This window comes from Sphingomonas sp. PP-CE-1A-559, assembly GCF_004340965.1.
Lineage (GTDB): Bacteria > Pseudomonadota > Alphaproteobacteria > Sphingomonadales > Sphingomonadaceae > Sphingomonas.
In genome coordinates, this window is record NZ_SLYA01000002.1 from 960,282 (window position 1) to 981,676 (window position 21,395).

The 21,395-nt window shown below is 64.4% G+C and carries 12 protein-coding genes; 10 read left to right on the forward strand and 2 right to left on the reverse strand.

Annotation, left to right across the window (positions count from 1 at the left end):
- The first annotated feature begins 110 nt into the window (after window positions 1-110).
- The 3 genes from C8J42_RS09740 (at window position 111) to C8J42_RS09750 (ending at window position 5,174) form a co-directional block, all read left to right on the forward strand.
- Window positions 111-1,886 carry an EAL domain-containing protein gene (locus tag C8J42_RS09740; RefSeq protein WP_133019825.1) on the forward strand — a complete coding sequence of 592 codons (1,776 nt, stop codon included), beginning with the start codon at window positions 111-113 and terminating at the stop codon, window positions 1,884-1,886.
- Window positions 1,887-2,052: 166 nt separating this feature from the next.
- Complete coding sequence (locus tag C8J42_RS09745; RefSeq protein ID WP_133019826.1) at window positions 2,053-4,824, forward strand: DUF3857 domain-containing protein; 2,772 nt, start codon at window positions 2,053-2,055, stop codon at window positions 4,822-4,824.
- A gap of 92 nt (window positions 4,825-4,916) precedes the next feature.
- Window positions 4,917-5,174 carry a hypothetical protein gene (locus tag C8J42_RS09750; RefSeq protein ID WP_056059124.1) on the forward strand — a complete coding sequence of 86 codons (258 nt, stop codon included), beginning with the start codon at window positions 4,917-4,919 and terminating at the stop codon, window positions 5,172-5,174.
- Here the strand turns inward: C8J42_RS09750 and C8J42_RS09755 are convergent.
- Both C8J42_RS09755 and C8J42_RS09760 read right to left on the reverse strand, forming a co-directional pair.
- Window positions 5,171-5,926 (reverse strand): DUF72 domain-containing protein, encoded by a 756-nt coding sequence (locus tag C8J42_RS09755; protein WP_133019827.1) that lies wholly within the window; start codon window positions 5,924-5,926, stop codon window positions 5,171-5,173. The two genes, C8J42_RS09750 and C8J42_RS09755, sit on opposite strands and share 4 nt — an antisense overlap.
- 97 nt (window positions 5,927-6,023) lie before the next feature.
- A complete protein-coding gene (locus C8J42_RS09760) occupies window positions 6,024-7,139 on the reverse strand; it encodes a Gfo/Idh/MocA family oxidoreductase (RefSeq protein ID WP_133019828.1) in 1,116 nt (371 codons plus the stop codon).
- A gap of 185 nt (window positions 7,140-7,324) precedes the next feature.
- Between C8J42_RS09760 and C8J42_RS09765 the strand changes: the two genes are divergently transcribed.
- From C8J42_RS09765 to C8J42_RS09795, 7 genes are all read left to right on the forward strand, one after another.
- Window positions 7,325-8,305, forward strand: coding sequence for an aldo/keto reductase (locus C8J42_RS09765; RefSeq protein WP_120300360.1), 981 nt, complete (start codon window positions 7,325-7,327; stop codon window positions 8,303-8,305).
- Between the two features lie 103 nt (window positions 8,306-8,408).
- Window positions 8,409-9,602: a DUF2252 family protein gene (locus C8J42_RS09770; protein ID WP_133019829.1), complete on the forward strand. Its 1,194-nt coding sequence runs from the start codon at window positions 8,409-8,411 to the stop codon at window positions 9,600-9,602.
- 120 nt (window positions 9,603-9,722) lie between these two features.
- Window positions 9,723-10,682: a glycoside hydrolase family 43 protein gene (locus C8J42_RS09775; protein WP_133019830.1), complete on the forward strand. Its 960-nt coding sequence runs from the start codon at window positions 9,723-9,725 to the stop codon at window positions 10,680-10,682.
- 392 nt (window positions 10,683-11,074) lie between these two features.
- The gene (locus C8J42_RS09780; RefSeq protein ID WP_133019831.1) at window positions 11,075-12,025 is read left to right on the forward strand and encodes an alpha/beta hydrolase-fold protein; all 951 of its coding nucleotides are present in this window, start codon (window positions 11,075-11,077) and stop codon (window positions 12,023-12,025) included.
- A gap of 151 nt (window positions 12,026-12,176) precedes the next feature.
- A complete protein-coding gene (locus C8J42_RS09785) occupies window positions 12,177-13,460 on the forward strand; it encodes a DEAD/DEAH box helicase (RefSeq protein ID WP_133019995.1) in 1,284 nt (427 codons plus the stop codon).
- A gap of 392 nt (window positions 13,461-13,852) precedes the next feature.
- Window positions 13,853-17,188, forward strand: coding sequence for an autotransporter domain-containing protein (locus C8J42_RS09790; RefSeq protein ID WP_165895467.1), 3,336 nt, complete (start codon window positions 13,853-13,855; stop codon window positions 17,186-17,188).
- Between the two features lie 734 nt (window positions 17,189-17,922).
- A complete protein-coding gene (locus C8J42_RS09795) occupies window positions 17,923-20,715 on the forward strand; it encodes a TonB-dependent receptor (RefSeq protein ID WP_133019833.1) in 2,793 nt (930 codons plus the stop codon).
- Window positions 20,716-21,395 lie beyond the last annotated feature (680 nt).

The window sequence follows — 21,395 nt, forward strand, 5'->3', positions numbered from 1 at the left end:
ACAGGGCCACGCTCGAGTAGTGCTAAATAAATCTAGGTTTCATTTTCCTAGTCCAACATGGATTAAACCGTTAAGGTTTTGAATATAGAGGGGAACGTGAAAGGAATCGTGTGCGCGACCATCACGAAGAGGCTCGGTTGGACGCCCTGTACCAGCTGAAGTTGCTCGATACCCCGGCCAGCGAGGGATTCGATCGGATAACCCGGATGGCCAGCCAGATCTTCGGATTGCCGGTGGCTGCGGTGTCGCTGACGGATCGCGACCGGCAATGGTTCAAGTCGCGCGTCGGCGTCGAGCATCGCAGCATCCCGCGCGACAAGGCACCCTGCGCGCAGGTCGCCGAGTCGACCCAGCCGCTCGTCATCGAGGATTTTCAGGCCGATGCGTGTTACGCCGACAGCGTGCTTGGCCGTGCCGGAACGCGCTTCTATGCGGGCGCACCTTTGGTCACCAGCGATGGCTACGGCCTCGGATCGCTCTGTGTATTGGGGACCGAACCGCGCAAGGCGACCGAGGCCGAGCTTGCCGCGCTGGTCGATCTGGCGGCGATGGTGATGGCGCAGATCGAGCTGCAGCACGCCTTCGGACGGATCGATCCGGTCACCGGCATGCCGACCCGGAACCAGTTCCGCGACGACTTGATGGATCTGGAGCGGGACCATCCGGGCGAGCACCGGTTCGCGGTGGTGGTGGACATGGCGCGCGACGATCAGATCAGCCGGATCACGCGCGCGTTGGGTGTTGCCCGCGTCGACGATTTCATCCGGGAGGCGTCGCAGGCGCTGCGCGTGGCGCTGGGACCCGGTCGTGTTGCGTATCAGGTTGGCAGTGCGCAGTTCGCGTTCATATCACCGCCGGGTGTCGAGGAACTGGCCTATGTTTCGCTGCTCCGGTCGAGCTTCGAGACGATGCATGCCACGTCGTCGGTACGCTTCGTCACGAACGTCGCGATCGGCGTCCGGTCGTTCGTTATCGGCAGCGTTTCGGCCGACGACGTGCTGAGGGGGGCGGCCAGCGCGGCACAGGACGCACGCAACGCCGATGGCGCGATCGCACTGCATTCGCCCGCCAACGATATCGCCCACCGCCGCCAATACGGACTGTTGCAGGATTTCGGCGCCGCCCTCGAAGCCGGCGACCAGCTGCGACTGGTGTACCAGCCAAGGATCGAACTCGCGACGGGACGGTGCCTGGGCGCGGAAGCGTTGCTGCGCTGGCGGCACCCTCGACTGGGCGAAGTGTCGCCCGCCGAGTTCATCCCGATCATCGAGGAGACCTCGCTGGCGCGCGCGACGACGCAGTGGGTGATCGATGCGGCCATGGACCAGATGGCGGCATGGAATTTGGCCGGGATCGCGCCGGTCCTGTCGGTCAACATCTCCGCCGCCAACCTCGGCGAGGCGGATCTGATCGACCGTATCCAGCTGGCCCTGTTCAAGCGCGGTCTGCGGCCCGAGCGGCTGGAGATCGAGCTGACCGAAAGCGCGATCATGGACCAGCCCGACCAAGCGCTGGCGATGCTGCGCGAACTGGCGGAAGCGGGCATTTGCCTTGCCATCGACGATTTCGGGACGGGACATAGCAGCCTCGCCTATCTGCAGCGCCTGCCCGCACGGATCGTGAAGATCGACCAGGCCTTCATGCGCAACCTCACCGAAGCGGCCGGGCCCGATTTCGTCCTCGTCGAGACGATGATCGGGCTAGCGCACAAGCTCGGCTACCGCGTGGTGGCCGAGGGGATCGAGACCGGAGAGGCCGCCGCCATCCTGACGCAGCTCGGTTGCGAGGAGGCGCAAGGCTTCTGGTTCGCGCGCCCGATGGAAGCCGCGCCGTTCGCCATCTGGCTTGCGGAACGCGAGACGGCAGCCGGGCTCGAACGCGGCTGACCTTGTTGCCACGCCCGGTATCGTTTCGGGTCCTCCGCGCAAGGAAGTCCCGCATTCTGCGATTTCTCTGGGCTTGCGGACGAATTTGCCGATATCGTTTGCGCGGGGATTATCGGGGGGCCGAATTGTGCGAAGTATTGTGGTTGCAGCGGTGTCGCTGGGGTGCATGGCGACGTCTGCGGCGCAGGCCGGCGACCTTCCCTTGTATCAGGCAGCGCCTAGCTGGGTCATTCCGGCCGTGCTGCCGGACGCGGCGAAGACGGGCGCAGATACGCCGGCGCTGGTGATCTTCGATACGCAGCAACGGATCGAGGACGGGCGGCTGTGGTCCTACATGGATGTCGCGTCGCACATCACGTCGCCGGAGATGCTGGCGCAGGCGACGTCGCTCGCGCTGCCCTGGGCGCCGGACAAGGGCGACATCATCGTCCACGAACTGGCGATCTGGCGCGGGAGCCAACGGATCGACCTGCTGGCGAACGGACAGAAGTTCACGGTCTTGCGGCGCGAACAGGCGCTCGAACAGCGCGAATTGACGGGTATCCTGACGGCGACGCTGGCGGTCGAAGGTCTGCAGGTCGGCGACATCCTGCGGCTGCGGGCGTCGACGACATCGAAAGACGCCGCGTTGGGTGGGCGCGTGCAGAACGTCGTTCCGATGATCGCCCTACCCGCGCGGGTTGCCTTTGCCCGCGCACGCATATCGTGGCCGACCGCGACGCCACCACGCTGGAAGCTGGAGGCCGACGGCGTCAAGGTCGTGCCGATCCGCGACGGGCAATACACCGTGCTCGACCTGGCCCTGCCCGCGCCAAAGCCGGTCGAGATGCCGCAGGATGCGCCAAGTCGGTTCCGGCATCCGCCGATGATCGAATTCGCCACGTTCGCCGACTGGGCGGACGTCTCGAAGACCTTCGCACCGCTATATGGCGCGGAAGCCAACGCCATCGCGCCCGGCTCCCCGCTGAGGACCGAGGTCGACGCGATCATGAAGGCGGATGCGACGCCGATCGGCAGGGCCGAACGCGCGCTGGAACTCGTCCAGGACAAGATCCGCTATCTTGCCGTCGGGATGGATGGCGGGAACTATGTTCCGCAGAAACCCGCGCGGACGTGGGAGGTTCGCTACGGCGACTGCAAGGCGAAGACGGTGCTGTTGCTGTCGATGCTGCGGGCGATGGGCATGGATGCCGAGCCGGTCCTCGCCGCCGTTGGATCGGGCGACTTCGTGGCCGAGAGGCTGCCGAGCGCGGCGGCGTTCAACCACGTCTTCGTGAAGGCGACGATCGGCGGCCAGACCCTGTGGCTCGATGGGACGGGCGCCGGTTCGAGGCTTGCGGATATCCACGACACGCCCGACGTCGGCTATGTCCTGCCGATCCGCGCCGACGGTGCCGCGCTGCTCAGGATCGCGACGCACGCGAATGCGCGTCCGGTGATCGACCTGACCGTCGAGGCGGACGAAACCGCCAGCGTCGACCTGCCCAGCGCGTTCGAGGCGACGGCGATCGTCCACGGGCGACCGGCGGCGATGCTGACGATGGCCAAGACTCAATTGGGCGAGAAGGAGCAGCGCCAGGCCGTCGGGCAGTTCCTGCAGGGCTTCCTGGGCGAGGGACAGTTCGTCGATACGTCGATCACGTCCGATCCGATCACCGGTGCGGTCACGTTGAAGGCACGCGGCGCAACGAGCACGATCTGGACGACCGACGACCGTCGCCGCAAGCGCGCGGTCGACAGGCTGATCGATCAGGTCAATTTCGATCCCGACCGCAGCAAGGCCACCTGGGCAGCCGTCCCCGTTCTGGTCAACCAGCCCGACGGCATGCGCTATCGCTTGCGGTTGCGCCTCCCCGACGGTGGCCGCGCCTTCGCGCTGGAGGGAGAACCCGATCTCAAGGCGAACATTGCCGGGTATGACATCGTTCGCAGCGCAAGCCTGGCGAACGGTATGTTCACGCTCGACGAGCGGATCGACACAGTCGGCGGCGAGATCGCGGTTGCCCGCATTCCGGCGGAGCGCGATGCCCTGACGACCGCGAAGGCCCGCGCGCCACGTATCGTCGCCTCGGCCGACACGCGGCGTCGCTGGGACATCAACGCCAGCGACCCGCCCGGTGCGACGCAACTCAAGGCGATCGAAGCGATCTTTGCGAAGTCGATCGCCGACGATCCCGACGAAGCCAGCGGCTATACCAGCCGCGCGTCGCTCAGAAGCGGCGTGGGGGATCGCCGCGGTGCCGTCGCCGACCTGACGCACGCGATCGCGATTGCCCCGACGATCGACCTCTATCTCCAACGCTCGACGGAGTCGCACGAGCTGGGAGACATGGCGGCGGCGCTCAAGGACGCGGAAGCAGCGCGTGCCCTCGATCCTTCGTCGCAACAGGCAATCGGACAGCTCAGCGACCTGAAGGCCGAAGGTGGCGACATGCCCGGAGCGCTGGCGCTGCTGGATCAGCGCATCGCGCTGGGCGGCAGCATGCGCAACGCGTTTCGCGAAGCCAAGGCCGGCTTACTCGGAGAATATGGCGACGTCACCGCAGCACTCCTGTTGTTCGACAGCCTGATTGCGGACAAGCCGGGTTCGCCGTCGCTGATGAACGCACGATGCTGGGCCAAGGGAACGCGCATGGTCATGATCGACAGCGCGTTGAAAGACTGTACCGGGGCGATCGAGTTGAGCACCGACACGAGTGGTCCGCTCGATAGCCGGGCGATGGTCTGGTATCGGCTTGGAAAGTACGAGCGAGCGCTGGCCGATCTCGACGCGGTGCTGGCGTCGACCCCCAATCAGGCGGAAAGCCATTTCATGCGCGGAATCGTCTTGGCGAAATCGAACCGGCGACCTGAAGCGACGAAGGAATTCGCGATTGCACGGCGGCTTCTACCGAGCGTCGACAGGCGGTATGCGCGCTACGGCATCAAGGCGGACTGATCATTGGTATCGGGTAGCCACTAACGGGGCGCTCGGCATAGTGATTGGCGACGACGGTGAATGGTGTCGGGTCGCAGGGAGAAAACCGCTTGATGTCGGACGAGTATGCGCATGGCCGGCGAGACGGGTTGCGGCTGGCGCTGGCGATCTTGGCTGCCGAAGAAGCCAAATGGGCGGCGTTGCTGGGTGAGAGTGCATCCTGGCGGACCAACGCCACGCGTGAGGTGCGGCACAAGACACTTCAGGTCGCACAAACGCGCGTCCAGACCGTGTTGAACCGGCTTTCTCCCAAGGACGACACCGCGTCGAATGCGGAATTGTCCGCCGCGCTGGCGAAGATCGGGCTTTAGCCGGCTCTCCCGTCCGGCGATGCGTCGACCAGTTCGGTCAACTGAAGCGCATCACCCAGCGCCGCAGACGCGGCAGTGTTGTCGAACATGCACCATGCCGGGCGCCCTGCTGCGCGATCCTGGGCAATGAGATCCGCATAGCCGCGTAGGCGGTCGAGCCCGTACGCGGATCGGTACATGTCGGGCGATCCGTGCAGCCGGTAATACGTGAGCCCACGCCAACCACCCGGCCGTGCCGCCGCCGGGACCCGGGCGGGATCGGCAGCGACCCGTGCTACTTCCTGGTCCGCTAACAGGCTGTCGGCATCGGGCTCGAACCAGCTGGCGTGGCGCGGTTCGCACACGATGCTGGTATCGGTTCGTTCGCCGACGTCCGCAAGAAAACGGGTGACCGTCGCATGATCGAAGGCGAGGCTTGGCGGTAGTTGCAGGAGGAGGAGTGCAAGCTTGCCACCCAGGCCGGACACCTCGTCGAGGAAGCGATCGAGCGGCGCGGCGGCATCGTGCAAGCGAAGATCGTGGCTGATCGACTTGGGTATCTTTGCCGTGAACCGGAAATCGTCGGGAACGCTGGCCGCCCATCGAGCCCAGGTCGATTGCCGGTGTGGCCGGTGGAAGGACGAGTTCACTTCGACACCGTGCATCACGGCCGCGTAACGCTGTAGCGCGGTGCCCGTTTCCGGAAAGTTCGGTCGATCCGCGGCCGGTATGCTCCAGCCGGCGGTACCGATCACGCAGCGCGGCTCTGTCACCGGGAAACGACCTTCGGTGAAGCACCACGACAATCGCCCGGCATCCGTCCCCTGCCCCGCTGGTCATCGCGGCGAAGGAGACGGACGCCGGAGTCGATCATGCCGATTGGGGGATGATGCTGATCATCTCGTCCTCGCTGGGTTCCTTCGCCGGCTTGAGCTTGAGCGCCTGGTCCGGTTCGACATGGCGGCTTCGCGAAGCGGGTTCGAGCGTCACGGTCTCGCCGGTGTCGAGCGATCGCTCGATCGCGGCTAGGACACGCATGTCGAACAGGCCTTCCTCGCCGTCGGCTTCGGGATGGAGATCCTCGAGGATGCAGTTCGAGAAATACTGCGTCTCGTTGCCAAACTGTTCGACCGGATCAAAGCTGTGCGTCTTGCTGCCGGCGCTGGTCTTCTCGACATAGGTGATGCCGATCTTCGGCCCGAACATGAAGGCGGGCGACGCGTGGATGCTCGCCTTCGTGCCGACAAGTTCGAAGAACTCGGCCGATGCAGTGGCGTAGCTGACGCTGAACTGCGCGACGCGTTCATCGGGGAAGCGCAGCGTGACCGCCACGGTGTCGTGGAAGTTGAAGCCGCGCCCGGGGGTCTTGGTACCGATCGCATGCACGGCGATGGGTTCCTGCCCGAACAGGTTGCGGACTGCGTTGAGCGGGTACGTCCCCATGTCCGGCACCGGACCGCCCCAGTAACCGTTGTGACCGCGCGAATTGGCCTCAGCGACATTCTGCGCGAACACCGAAACGAAGCTGCGCAACTCGCCGAACTCGCCATCGCGGGCGCGGGTGATCATCTCGACCGTGCCCGGTTCGTTGTGGAGGCGATAGGCGATCATCAGCTTGGCGCCGCCTTTCTTCTGCGCGGCGATGATCTGTTCGGCTTCGGCGACGCTGGAGGCCATCGGCTTTTCGAGCAGGACGTGAATGCCCGCTTCGAGCGCCGGAACGGCGTATTGCAGATGAAGGAAGTTCGGCGTCGCGACATAGACGGCGTCGATCTCGCCCGACTTGAGCAGTTCGTCATACTGTTCGTACGACCATGCCTTGATACCGTAGAGCTTGGCGAGCTTGTCCGCCTTGACCGGATCGCCCGTGACCAATGCCGCGAGTTCCGAATTGTCGGTGCGACCGATGCCCGGCATGAACGCCTGCTGCGATATCTGGCCACCGCCGACGACGGCATAGCGTACCTTCTTCTTGTGTCCGAACATATCAGTCCTTCGGTGTAGTTTGGGGATGCAGGGCGAACGACGGACGACCATGATCGTTGCATTCTTCGCGTGTTTGCCGCGTACGTCGGGATCCGCGACGCTGCGTTTCCGCAATCGTGCCGATCATACCGGACCGCATCGCGGTGCCGTTCGTTCGGTACGTGAACCTCTGAGGTAGACGAATCATGGACTACACCAAACTCGGCAGCACCGGCCTGGACGTTTCGCGGCTTTGCCTGGGCTGCATGACCTACGGCATCCCCGATCGCGGCAATCACGCGTGGACGCTCGATGAGGAAACCAGCCGGCCGATCCTGCGCGCGGCGGTCGAGGCCGGGATCAACTTCTTCGACACTGCCAACGTCTATTCGGATGGCACGTCGGAGGAGATCGTCGGTCGTGCGCTCAAGGACTTCACCCGCCGCGACGAAGTGGTGATCGCCACCAAGGTGCACGGACGGATGCGTCCGGGCCCGAACGGCGCCGGTCTCAGCCGGAAGGCGATCATGGCCGAGATCGATGCCAGCCTCACGCGGCTCGGCACCGACTATGTCGACCTCTACCAGATCCACCGGTTCGATTACGACGTGCCGATCGAGGAAACGCTGGAGGCGCTGCACGACGTCGTGAAGGCAGGCAAGGCGCGGTATATCGGTGCGTCGTCGATGTTCGCGTGGCAGTTCGCGACGATGCTGCACGTTAGCGAGGCGAATGGCTGGACGCGGTTCGCGACCATGCAGGATTATCTGAACCTGCTGTACCGCGAGGAAGAGCGCGAGATGCTGCCGCTGTGCGACGCCGAGGGGGTCGGCGTAATCCCCTGGAGCCCGCTCGCCCGCGGACGCCTGACGCGCGACTGGGACGAGACCACTGGACGTTCGCAGACCGACGAGTTCGGCAAGACGCTGTACGCGCATACCGTCGAGGCGGACCGCAAGGTGGTGGAGACGGTCGCGACGATCGCCAAGGAGCGCGACGTGCCGAGGGCACAGGTGGCACTCGCCTGGGTGCTGGCGAAACCGGAGGTATCCGCGCCGATCATCGGGGCGTCGAAGACCGCGCATCTCGATGACGCGATCGCGGCGCTCGAACTGGGCCTTACCGATCGCGAGATCGCGCGGCTGGAAGAACCCTATGTCCCGCATGCGGTCGTCGGCTTTTCCTAAGCGATCTGCGGCCGGCTACCGTTGAGTTGGCCGCATCAAGTCCACCGAGCGTAACGCGCATATTCTGCCCGATGGATCATCCGTCGCGGCGTAAAGGACCGATATGACGAAACCGACAGTGGCCGAGCGACCGGCTATCCTGGCCGCCAAGCGCCAGCTGAAGATGGCGCGCTCGACCCATGCCTATGTCAGGGGCAACACGACCAAGTTCTACGAATGGCTCGACGAGTCACGCGCGTCGCGACGCGTTCCGCAGGGGCCGGCGATCTGGATCTGCGGCGACTGCCATCTCGGTAACCTCGGCCCGATCAACGATGGTGGCGGGCGGATCGCGATCCAGATCCGCGACCTCGACCAGGCGGTGATCGGCAACCCGGCGCACGACCTGATCCGCCTCGGGCTGTCGCTCGCGACCGCGGCGCGAGGCTCCGACCTGCCCGGCGTGACGACCGCGCACATGATCGAGGAGATGGTCACCGGCTATGCCAGCGCGATGGCCGATCCCGCGAGCAACGATGCCGGCCCCGAGCCCGAGGCGGTCCGCAGCGTGAAGCGCCGCGCACTGGGACGGCGTTGGCGGCATCTCGCCAAGGAGCGGTTCGCGACGCAGGAGCCGATGATCCCGCTCGGCGACAAGTTCTGGCCGCTGGAGCAATCCGAACGAGACGCGCTCGCCGAACTGGTCACCGAGCCGGACGTCGCAGCGCTGGTTCTCTCGCTCGACGCGAAGGACCGGGACCGGACCGTCCGGCTGGTCGACGCCGCCTACTGGATGAAGGGATGCAGTTCGCTCGGGCTGTTGCGGTTTGCGGCACTGGTCGGGCTGAAGAACGCGAAGGGGCGGTCCGACTATGCGCTGATCGACTTGAAGGAAGCGACGACACCGATCGCGCCTGCCGCAAAGGGTGCGAAGATGCCGACCGACCAGGCGGCCCGCGTCGTCGAGGCTGCACGCGCGCTGTCTCCTCACCTCGGTAGCCGGATGGTCGCGGCGCGTGCGCTCGATCGGACGCTGTTCGTTCGCGAATTGTCGCCGCAGGACCTGAAGCTCGAGGTCGAGCAGTTCAGCGCGGGACAGGCCGTAAAGGCGGCGCGGTATCTCGCCTTCGTTGTCGGCAAGGCGCACGCACGCCAGATGGATACGGACACGCGCCACGAATGGGCGAGCGTGCTCGATGCAGACCGTCGCGGCACGATCGATGCGCCGAACTGGCTGTGGGAGAGCGTCGTGTCATTGGCGGGAAGCCATGAGGCGGGATATCTGGAACATTGCCGCCAGTACGCAATGCGGGCGTGATCGGCGGTAGGGCTATGCCCGCCCCGAGGTGCTCCAAATGCTGCGTGCTTTACATGACCGATCCAGCTGTCACACTTATCGCTGAACTCGGGCGCGTGCGCCGTATTGGAGCATTCGACCATGGACTTCATCGACCGGCGTACGGCTATTGCCGGTATCGGTGCGGCGATCGGGTGCGCCGCCCTGCCCGTCTCCGCGCGTGCCGCACCCGACGACGTGTTCCTGCTGAGCTATTTCACCGACAAGGATGAGGGTCGCGAGGGGCTCAAGCTCGCCAGCAGCGACGATGGGTATGTCTTTCGCGCGCTGGGCAATGGTCGTGGCTTCCTGACGCCGATGGTCGGCGAGAACAGGCTGATGCGCGATCCCAACCTGGTGCAGGGACCGGATGGGCTCTGGCATCTCGCCTGGACGAGCGATTGGTTCGGCCCCGTCATCGGTCACGCCACATCGCGCGACCTGATGCACTGGTCGCCGCAACAGACCATTCCGGTGATGAAAGGCTTTGTCGGCGTCCGTAACAGCTGGGCGCCCGAGGCGATCTACGACCGCGCGCGGGGCGATTTCGTCATCATTTGGTCGAGCAGCATCGATGGCCGTTTCGGGGCGACTGCGGGCGAAAAGTTCGCGGGGATCAAGCTGCGTCCTTATTATACGCGCACCAAGGATTTCCGTACGTTCACGCCGACCAAGTTGTTGTTCGATCCGGGTACCGACTCGATCGACTTTACCTGGCTGAGGCTGGCCGACGGCGGGTTGCGGCTGATCTACAAGGACGAGACGCACGACACCGAAACGCGGCGGTGGCTGGTCAGCCGGTCCGCGGCCTCGCCGACCGGTCCGTTCGGGCCGGTCAGCGCGCCGTTCACCAAACCAATGACGGAGGGACCGACGGCGATACGGCTCGGCGACCGCTACATCGTCTATTACGACGTGTACGAGCAGCATCGCTTCGGTGGCGCCTCGACCACGGACTTCGTCCACTGGACCGACGAAAGCGCGCGCATCCGGTTTCCCGAGAACGCACGCCACGGCACGGTCGTTCGCGTGCCTCGCGCCTTTGCCGACAGGATCGCGTGATTTAAGCGGCTAATCGCGGTCGGAACGCTATCATCACCTTGCCGAGATGCCCGGCGCGTCGTCGAAGGCGAGGACTCGATCGACTACCGTCGTGATCCCGTTCGCTACGATCGCGTCGAGCAGGTCCACGAACCTCGCGCGGCTGTCATTGGCGTACGTGCACCGATCCCCACGTAGCGGCGATGTAAATTGATGGTATGATGCGGTGCTTGGACTGGCGTTCTTCGGCGCCGCGTCGGTCGGGAAGACCGCCTTCGCCAATCCCAACAACGCATATGCCGACGCTACGCTACCGCGACGAGTGTGGCAGAGGTCCGAGCGCGCTATCGATTGCCCCGTCTATCTTGCCGACCCTCCTGTGGTAGGATCCTTGGGACGATTGGGGAACGGCGATGCGGACGATCATCATGGCGACGATGTTGCTGGCGCTGGAGTCGGGTACGACGCCGGTCGCTACCGTTCGGACGGCTAACGCCGAGGTGCGAACCTCGCTGGCGCACGGCAGGATGGAGGGTCCGTTCGAACTCCATTCCCGGGTCTATCCTGGCACGGTCAGGCGCTATTGGGTGTATGTGCCAGCAGGCTACGACACGTTTAAGCCACCCAATCTGCTGCTGTTCCAGGATGGCCAGCGCGCGGTCAACCCGGAAGGGTCGCTGAGGCTTCCCGCGGTTATCGATACGTTGATCGAGCAGAAGGCCATTCCGCAGACGCTGGGCGTGTTCGTCACGCCGGGGAATGTCTCCGCCCGGTATCCTGATACGCTCGGCATACAGAACCCGGACCATCGGCCGGAGGAGTATGACGCGCTTTCCGACGCCTATGCCCGGATGACGCTGGACGAATTGCTGCCCGCCGTGGCGCGGCGATGGCGGTTCTCCGCGGATCCGAAGCGGCGCGCGATCGGCGGCACGTCGAGTGGTGCGATCGCCGCCTGGACCGTCGCATGGCGCCATCCGGACGCGTTCGGCAATGTGATAAGCTTCATCGGCAGCTATACCTCGATCGGCCTGAAACTCGGTCCGGACGGAACGCCGCTGGCCTATGGCGGAGATACCTATCCCGGCCTGATCCGGAAAAGCGCGATCCGCCCCTTGCGCGTCTTTCTTCAGGACGGACGCAACGACCTGGATAACGAGCACGGCAACTGGTTTCTCGCGAACCAGCAGATGCTGAAAGCGCTCGAATGGGCCAATGCGCATGCCGACGCGGAAAAGCACGTGGGCGCGCGATACGATATTAACCATGCCTGGACCGAAGGTGCGCATTCGGATGCCGATGGCGGATCGATCCTGCCTGACGTACTGCGCTGGATCTGGCGGGATCAGCAACCCGGCCGGTGACCCGGATCTGGTTGGGGCCGTGCTCCACTGCAACCGCCCGCGTCTCGCATTCGACATTGACGCAGTGCAGCATCGCACCTACCAGCCCGCGCTCACAAGATGCTTGCCTACAAGGCGCAGTTTAGCTCAGCGCTGGAGGCGCCGCGTGACCATGATCATGACCTTTGCCGATCTCTCCCTCGCGCCGTTTTTGCTGCAGGCGCTAGCTGAGGAAGGCTATGCCCACCCTACCCCGATCCAGGGGCAGTCGATCCCGATGCTGCTGCAGGGGCGCGACATGCTTGGCATGGCGCAGACCGGCACGGGTAAGACCGCCGCCTTCGCGCTGCCGTTGCTCCACCGCCTCGCTGCCGACCCCCGCCCTGCACCCAAGGGCGGCGCGCGCATCCTGGTACTCGCGCCGACGCGTGAACTCGTGTCGCAGATCGCCGCCGGGTTCGAGAGCTTCGGTCGCCATCTGAAGCCGAGCGTGATGACGATCTTCGGCGGCGTCAGCCAGTTCCATCAGGTCAAGGCGCTCGAAGCCGGGGTCGACATCATCGTCGCCGCACCGGGGCGCTTGCTGGATCTGGTCGATCAGGGGCTCTGCGACCTGTCGCAGCTCGAGGCGCTGGTGCTCGACGAAGCCGATCAGATGCTCGACATGGGCTTTGCGAAGCCGATCGAGCGGCTCGTCGCGACGCTGCCGACGGATCGCCACACGTTGCTGTTCTCGGCGACCATGCCGAAGTCGATCGCCGCGCTGGCCGAGAGCCTGCTGCGCGATCCGGCGAAGGTCGAGATCGCCCCGCCGTCGACCACCGTCGACCGGATCGACCAGTCGGTGATGTTCCTCGATGCGACCGACAAGAAGGCGGCGCTGCTGGCACTGCTCAAGACCCCCGACATGGGCCAGGCGGTCGTGTTCACGTTGCAGAAGAACATCGCCAACGACGTCTGCGCGTTCATCGGCGAGGCCGGCATCACTGCCGAGGCGCTCCACGGCAACAAGTCGCAGGGCCAGCGCGAGCGGGCGCTCGACGCCTTCCGCGCCGGCACCGTCCAGGTGCTGGTCGCGACCGACATCGCTGCCCGCGGGATCGACGTCGACACCGTGACGCACGTGTTCAACCACGACCTGCCCAGCCTCCCGGAAAGCTATGTCCACCGGATCGGCCGCACCGGTCGCGCAGGTCGCAGCGGGTTCGCGATCACGCTGTGCGATGCCGAGCAGCGCGCCTGGCTACACGACGTCGAGCGCGAGATCGGTCGGACCCTGACCGTCCAGGACGATCACGAATGGCACTGCGAAGTGGCACGCCATTCGACCAAGCGCGCGCCCGTGCTGGGTGGCGGCCCGGTCAAGCAGGTCAAGCCGGCGAAGGCACCGCGCGAGCGGAAGGTCTGGACCGAGGAAGAAAAGCTAGCCGCACGGATGGCCGCAAAGGCCGCCTGATAGCGGTGCATCGTTCGACGAGGGTGCGATGCCCCTCGTCGAACGGCGGGCCGGTCTCGGTCAGACGGGCGTAACGCGTTCGCGGCACGTCCAACGCGGCATCCTAGCGTGTCCAAACCCGCCATGACTTGAAGGTCTGATGCGGTCGTCCAATGCCCATCGGGCAGTTTTTTCGCCGCACTGCGGAAGATAGACTGAGCGCCGCAAGCACCCGCTCTGGCAGCACTTGCTCTGTCACAGTTTTCGTAATGTCGGACTTATCGTCCAGCAATCTGACCGCCCAAGCGATCATTCCGCGCCCCCCGTCTTTATGACGCACCTGCAACATAAGTCGCATAAAATTGTCGCCGCAAGATGCCATGCCCCGCTTCGAAACGCGTAAGGGGAATGGTGTGTCTTTAAGTAAATTCATGGTCTGTGCGGCATCGGCGACGATGCTGACGCCGCTGTCGATCGCGGCGCAGACGATCCCGACATCGCCACCGGTCAACTACGTCAACGAGAGCAATCCGGCGATCGGCAGCATCGTTCCGAAGCTGCTCGACAGCTATGTGAAGCTGATCCGCGACCATCCCGAAGTGATGGTTCAGAACTACAAGACCGTTGTCACGATGACCAACGCGCGTACGCCGAGCCAGACCCTCGCGGCGATCCACGACGATCGCACCAATCAGGCGTACAGCATCCTGAATGGCCTGGGCGCGCTGACCAACCTTTACATGGCGGGCGCAGGGGCCTCGACCAGCGGATCGGCGCCCAACACGCTGACCCCGACCAGCTATGCGACCGCGACGCTCGCGGACTATCTCGCCAACATCAATCTCGGCAACAGCTTCAGCCCCGGCGCCGAGAAGTTCGGCAACGGCACCGCCACGCCGCTGGCCGCCGCGGTCGCGTTCATCAACAACACGGTCCGCGCGAGTTCGTCGACCGAGCCCGCGAAGCGGACGTTCGCGCGGTATCAGGGCGAGAACCCACCGATCGATCCGCTCGATCCGCGGTTCGCCAACTACAACGTCAACACCAATCGCGGCGCGCTGACGCTGGCGGACACCGCGGCGATCATCGTGCCGTCGTATTTGTCGAGCTTTACGACGCCAGCGCCTTACGCCTCCACGACGCAGTGGGTCCGCGGGTTCGTCGTAACGGCGGACATGGTTGCGGCAAATGGCGGCAAGCCGATCACCGCACCCAATTTCGGGACGTTCGATTCCGCGGGCAAGTTCACCGCGGCGACGTTCAAGGTCGGCGAATATGTTCCCGGCATCGGTGCCTCGCCGCGGCCATACCGCGTGACGACCGACGTCAACGTACCGACCCCGATGCTGCAGATCATCAATTCGTCCAACCCCTATGCAGACGGCGCCTATCCGAGCGGGCATACCAATTCGGGCATGCTGCAGGCGCTGGGCACGGCGTTCCTGATCCCGCAGCAAGGGCAGGAATTGCTCGCGCGCGCGGCGGACCTGGGTACCAATCGGATCCTCGCCGGGATGCATTCGCCGCTCGACATCATGGGTGCGCGGATCGAGGCGACGGCGCTGTCGGCGACCAACATCTATGCGGCCTTGTATGACGCGAAGGGCAATCGTCTCGACTGGACCAACCCCGCCAATGCCAGCGCGTATGCGGTCTACCAGGCCTATACCCAGACCCAGTCGTATTTGGCGTCGGCCTGCGGCACCGCGACGGTGACGGCGTGCATCGCCGCCGCCAACGCGTCCGGCGCAACCGCCGCCGATCCGTATGCCAACGTCGCGCAGAACAAAGCGACGTACCTTGCCGAGATGACCTACGGCTTCGCGCCGGTCGGTCCGGTCAGGGCGATGACCGCCGCGGACGTGCCGGTGCAGGCGCAAGTGCTGCTGCTGACGCGGTTCGGGTATCTGACCGATGCGCAGCGGACCGAGATCCTCGCGACTACCGCCCTCCCCTCGGGCTATCCCGTGCTTACCGGCAATACGCTGGACGGATGGGGCCAGCTGAACCTCTATGCCGCGAACGACGGCTATGGCGCGTTCAACGGCCAGGTCGCGGTGACGATGGACGCCGCGCAGGGCGGCTATGCGGCCGCCGACAGCTGGGGCAACGATATCGGCGGAACCGGCGGCCTGACCAAGAACGGCAGCGGCAGCCTGACCCTGACGGGGAAGAACAGCTATGCCGGCCCGACGATCGTCAATGGCGGCGCGCTAGCCGTTACCGGCTCGATCGTCTCGGCGACGACCGTCAACACCGGAGCAGTCTTTGGTGGCACGGGCAGCACCGGCGCCGTCACGGTCAATAGCGGCGGCACGCTGGTGCCGGGCACGGGAACCACGCCGGGCACGCTGACGATCAACGGTCCGCTCACGCTCGCCAGCGGCGCGACGCTGGTGCAGACGGTATCGCCTACGCTTGCAAGCCGCACGGTTGTATCCGGCGCGGCTAAACTCGACGGCACGGTGCGCGTCCAGGGTTCGGTCGGCACGCTACCGGTCACGCGCATCACTTTGGTCACGGCACGCGGTGGGGTTTCGGGCAGCTTCGCCAACGTCACGGGCGTGCCCTCCAACCTGCGCAGCGTGCTCGACTATTCGACGACGGCGGCAAGCCTGAACCTTAACCGGACCGATATCGACTATCGCGCGCTTGGGGTCACCGCGAACCAGCAACGCGTCGCAGCGGCGCTGACGAGCGCGGTGCCTTTGGCGAGCGGTGCCGGCGCGGCAACGTTGCTCAACACGGTCTACGCCACGGGCCAGGGCTCAGCGGCGGCGGGTACTGCAGCGCTCGACACTCTGTCGGGTGAAGGCCTTGCCGATGCAAACAGCGCGGCCTTGTTTGCCGGGCGGGTATTCGGCGATGCCGTGACCGATCAGCAGCGCGCGGTCCTGACCGACACCCAGATGCACCTCTGGGGCGGGCCGCTGGGTGGTCGGGAATGGACGGATGGCCGGGACACCGACGGTACGGTCGATCGCCGCAGCAACAGCTGGGGCGGGCTGATAGGGCTCGACGGTGAAGTCTCGACCGGGTGGCGTGCCGGTTTCGTCGCGGGCGGGCTCGACACCCGCTTCAACACCGCGGCACGCGCGACCAAGGGCAAGGCGTCGAGCTATCACGTCTCTGCCTACACCTCGTATGCGCTACCGACGGGCACGTATGTCCGCGGGTCGCTGGGCTATGGCCATTATGCGATCCGTACGACGCGGACCGCGGGCGGGATCGGCAGCGTCGCCAGCGAAACCGAAATCGCACGGTACCACGCCGCGGAGTTGCGCCTGCGCGGCGAAATCGGTCAGCGTATCGCAGTCCAGTCGTTCGACCTGACGCCGTTCGTCGCGGTGGAATATGCGCGTCTCTACACCGATGCGTTCGCGGAGCGCGGCAACGTGCTGGCGTTGCAGGCGGCCAAGCAGACCACGACGTCGCTCCCGGTCAATGTCGGGTTGCGGATGGATGGCAGCGTGCCGTTAGGAAACGGCCTCGCGCTGCGACCAATGATCGAAGCGAGCTACCTCCACGAGTTCCGCCGCGACCGCGATATCGGAGTCGATTTTGTCGCGCTGGCCGATCCCTCGTTCACGATCGCAGGCGCTCGACCTTCGCAAAGTGCGTTCGTCGGCAAGGCCGGACTCCAACTGCCGCTCGCCTCCGCGCTCGTCCTCTACGCCACGGGAACCGGCGTGTTGTCCTCGCAACAGCGATCCTATGCCGGCAACGTCGGCGTGAGGATCAACTTCTGAGACGTTAGAACACTCGGTCGCCCGAGCGCACGCGCGCGGATGATCGCCAATTGGCGAGGTGTTTCGATGGAACACCTCGCCGGTCTGCTGCTGCTGGCCCTCTACATGATCGGCGGGCCTTCGAACGAGTCGGAGACGATCGGCGAGATCTACCCTTCGGCATAGATTGCCGCTCAGTGACGCTGGATCTCACCCGCCTTCCAACCCAAACCAGAACTGAACTCGGATTTTCGGCATCAGGTCGCGCGCGATCTGCAGCGCATCGTCATACGCAGATCACGGATGGTCGCATTTCGGACCAATCGATCTAGCCGAACAGGCGCGATTCCATAAGCTGCCTATACGTGCCGGATGACTAGCCCGGCGGTTTTCGAGTTCGACGGTCGGCCGTGACTATGCGGACGATGGGTGCCGCTTGCACTATGCTATAGATTGGTAGCATTCTAGATCACTGGGATCTTGAGATCGTAGCGTCGTCTCGGCCAGCTTCGCATTTTGTCGACGGACTACCTCCAAAACGATCATGAGGTTTTTGCGGGCTTTGCAAACGTATCGGCCGACACGGAACTGTAATTTTCCGATAGCGTCAGGAATTAGATTGGTTATATATTACCAATACCACGCTGCGATGACAGTACCCTTTAGAGGTCCGGCCAGCGAGGTGAGTCGAGCGACGCGGGCAGGACCGTGTCTAAGGGTGACGCTGCGGCGTCGATGGGAAGGGGCTTTTGACGATGGTTTTTCGTAAGCAGGTTTTGCTCGCATCCGGTGCGGCGATATTCGGTCTGGTACCAGTTTTCGCGCAACCCGTTTTCGCGCAGTCGGCGCCCGCGCCATCGTCCGCCCCCGTCGCCACCACAACCCAGGCTGATCCCGTAGCGGACGGCGCCGATACGGACATCGTCGTCACCGGTATCCGCGGCAGCCTGCGCAGTGCGATCGCAGTCAAGCGCAACGCCAACGCGATCGTCGACGTCATTAGCGCCGAGGCGATCGGCAAGTTCCCCGACCGCAACGTTGCCGAATCCCTCTCGCACGTTCCAGGCGTCAGCATCGATCGTCGCTTCGGCGAAGGCGAGAAGGTCGCGATCCACGGCACCGACCCCGCGCTCAACCGCATGCTGCTCGACGGCCATGCGGTCGCCTCGGCGGACTGGGGTGGCAACGACAACGACCCGACCAGCCGTACCTTCAACTATTCGCTGCTCGCGCCTGAACTCGTCGAGCGCCTCGAAGTCTACAAGTCGCCCGAGCCGCGGATCGAGGAAGGCAGCATCGGCGGCACGGTCATCGTCCGCACGCGTCGCCCGCTCGACACGCCTGCCAACTCGATCTTCGCGTCCGGCGGCTATGCGTACAACGACCGCGCCGACAAGGGTAACGTTCGCGCCTCCGGCCTGTACAGCTGGCACAACGAAGGCGGCACGTTCGGCGTGCTCGGCGCCGTCACCTATGACAAGCAGAGCCTGACGCGCTCGGGTGTCGAATTCTTCGGGTTCGAGAATGCCGGCGACCGCTTTTTCCAGAAGGATGCGAACAACGCGCTGATCCGCGATGCGAGCGGACAGCCTGTCCTGAAGAGCCCGAACGCAACGATCACTGGCGGTACGCGCCAGGATCTCGCCAACGCGGTGTCGCCGTTCGGCATCAACTACGCGTATTTCACGCAGGAGCGTAAACGCATCAGCTATGTCGGTACGGTCCAGGCCAAGCCGACCGACGACATCACGCTGACGCTCAACGGCCTGCATATCGACGGCAACTACAACAACAGCAGCCAGTCGATGTACGTGATCCCCGGCGCGTGGAGCGGCGACGTTCTCCAGTCGGCAACGGTCGCGAACGGCGTCGTCACCAATGCGAGCTTCGGCGCAGCCTCGGCGAACAGCCAGAGCGCGCAGCTCGACTTGCTGATCCGCAAGACCAAGCTGACCACCGACAACCTCAACTTCGTTGCCGAGTGGGAAGGTCCCGGCGGCGCGACCGTTTCGGCGACCGGCGGCTGGAGCAAGGCGATCGGCGGGCGCAATCCGGAGTATCTGCTCGATGTGCGGACCGACCTTCCGTACAGCTACGGCTTTACCTCCAACAGCGCGAACGTAGACTATGTCGGCGACCTGACCAACCCGGCCAATTATCGCCGCAGCAACAGTCCGCAGCTGCAGACGATCGACGGCGCTCCCGTCATCGTCAACGGCACGCAGCTGAATGCGGCGCGCGCGGGCGGCATCGATTTCTCCAAGACGATCGATCGCGATTACTACGCTGGCTATGACGCGGTCATTCCGTTCGAGGCAGGGCCGTTCAAGGAAATCCGCATCGGCGGCAAGTTCACCGATCACCGCAACCGCCTGAACGCGAGCGGCTTCAACAATTACTCGACGTCGAACTACACGCTGGCGACCCTGGGCGTCGACACGATGACGACGCCGAACGGCACGTTCGACGGCACCGGCGGCACCGGCAACGCGACCAAGTACATCAACCTGTCGCAGCAGACCGTGATCGACATCCTCGCGAACTCGATCAACATCCCTGTCGCAAAGCCGACCGCGTCGTACATCGTCGACGAGACGGTCGCGGCGAACTACGTCCAGCTGAACTTCGACCAGAGCGGCTTCCGCGGCAACATCGGTGGACGCCTCGTCTATACCAAGAACGTGTCGAACTATGCCGATCAGGTCTCCGGTACCGACGGCAGCCTGCCGACGATCGTGCCGCAGCGGGTCGAGAACGACTATCTGAAGTTCCTGCCGAGCCTGAACGTTGCCTATGAAGCGGGCACGCACCTGATCTTCCGCGGCAGCGTTGCCAAGGTGATCGCGCGCCCGCGCTACGAGCAGCTTGGCGGATCGGTCGGTCGCAACGACATCACGCTGGATGCGAGCGGCGGCAACCCGAACCTGAAGCCGTACCAGTCGACCAACTACGAACTGTCGGCGGAATATTATCCGCGCGAGGGGACGCTGTTGTCGCTTGAGCTGTTCCGCCGCGAAGTGAAGGACTACATCCTCAACGGCCTCAGCCGCCAGACGTTCTTCAACGAGCTGACGCAGAGCAACGCGTCCTATCTCGTGTCGCAGCCACTCAACGGCGGCAAGGCGAACGTCAACGGCGCGCTGGTCTCGGCACAGGGTGAGATCTGGCACGGCTTCGGCCTGCAGGCGAACTACTCCTACGCCCAGAGCTCGACCGACGAGGGTCTAAACCTGCCCTATCTGTCGAAGCACACCGTCAACGTGATACCGTATTACGAGAACGGGCCGTTCCAGGCTCGCCTGAGCTATAACTACCGCTCGTCGTATTTCCGCGCGATCGGCCGCCTGAACTCGATCGACATGGTCGCGCCGTACAGCCAGCTCGACTTCTCGGCAGGCTTCAACCTGACCAAGGCAGTCACGCTGACGGTCAACGCGCAGAACCTGCTCGACTCGACTTATACGCAGTATAGCGGCTCGCGTGATCGCCCGACCGCGTTCTACAAGAACGGCCGCACGTACGTCGCCTCGGTCTCGTTCCGGATGTAAACCACGGGAGGCGCGCCGCGATGGCGCGCCTCGTCGAACTGAGCGGAGGCCGCGACCAACGTGCGACAACCGAACAGAGCCGGATCGCTGTCGAAAGCTGCAGGAACGGACCTTCATGAGGTTTGAGCGCGTCTGGCGAACCAGCGCCGGACCACCCTTCCCTGCGTCATGCGCGACCTCCTTGATCGGCACGCCCATCGTTTCGAGCAACGCGGTGCTTTCGACAGGCGCCGATCCGCGCCAATGCGAAAGCCGCACTGCGAGCGCAACTGATGGGCAAGCGAGACGCCCCCTTGCCAAATCGGTCCAATCGCGCGGTGGCAGTCCCTACGGATTGCGGGTGCCGCAACGATCCGTATCGCTAACGGTGGGGATCACGTGACCGCAATCCAGCCACGAAACTGCTTCAAGTCCATCTGCCCGCAATGAAGTCTATTTACATACCCCAAGGTATCACGTGGCGATGTCGGTGTTATTGGGTAACAATGACTGACCTTAAAACTAATTCTCTGGCGTAACCGTGATTCCCAGACCGCGCCGTCCGCATACCGTCTTCATACTATCATAATAGTGCTTATTTTATCACAGTTGAGACAGATTCCATTACGTTCAATACTGATGGGATCGAGACATCATATCCTGGGGCGGTGATCTGATCAGGTAAACCCCTGTAAATCATG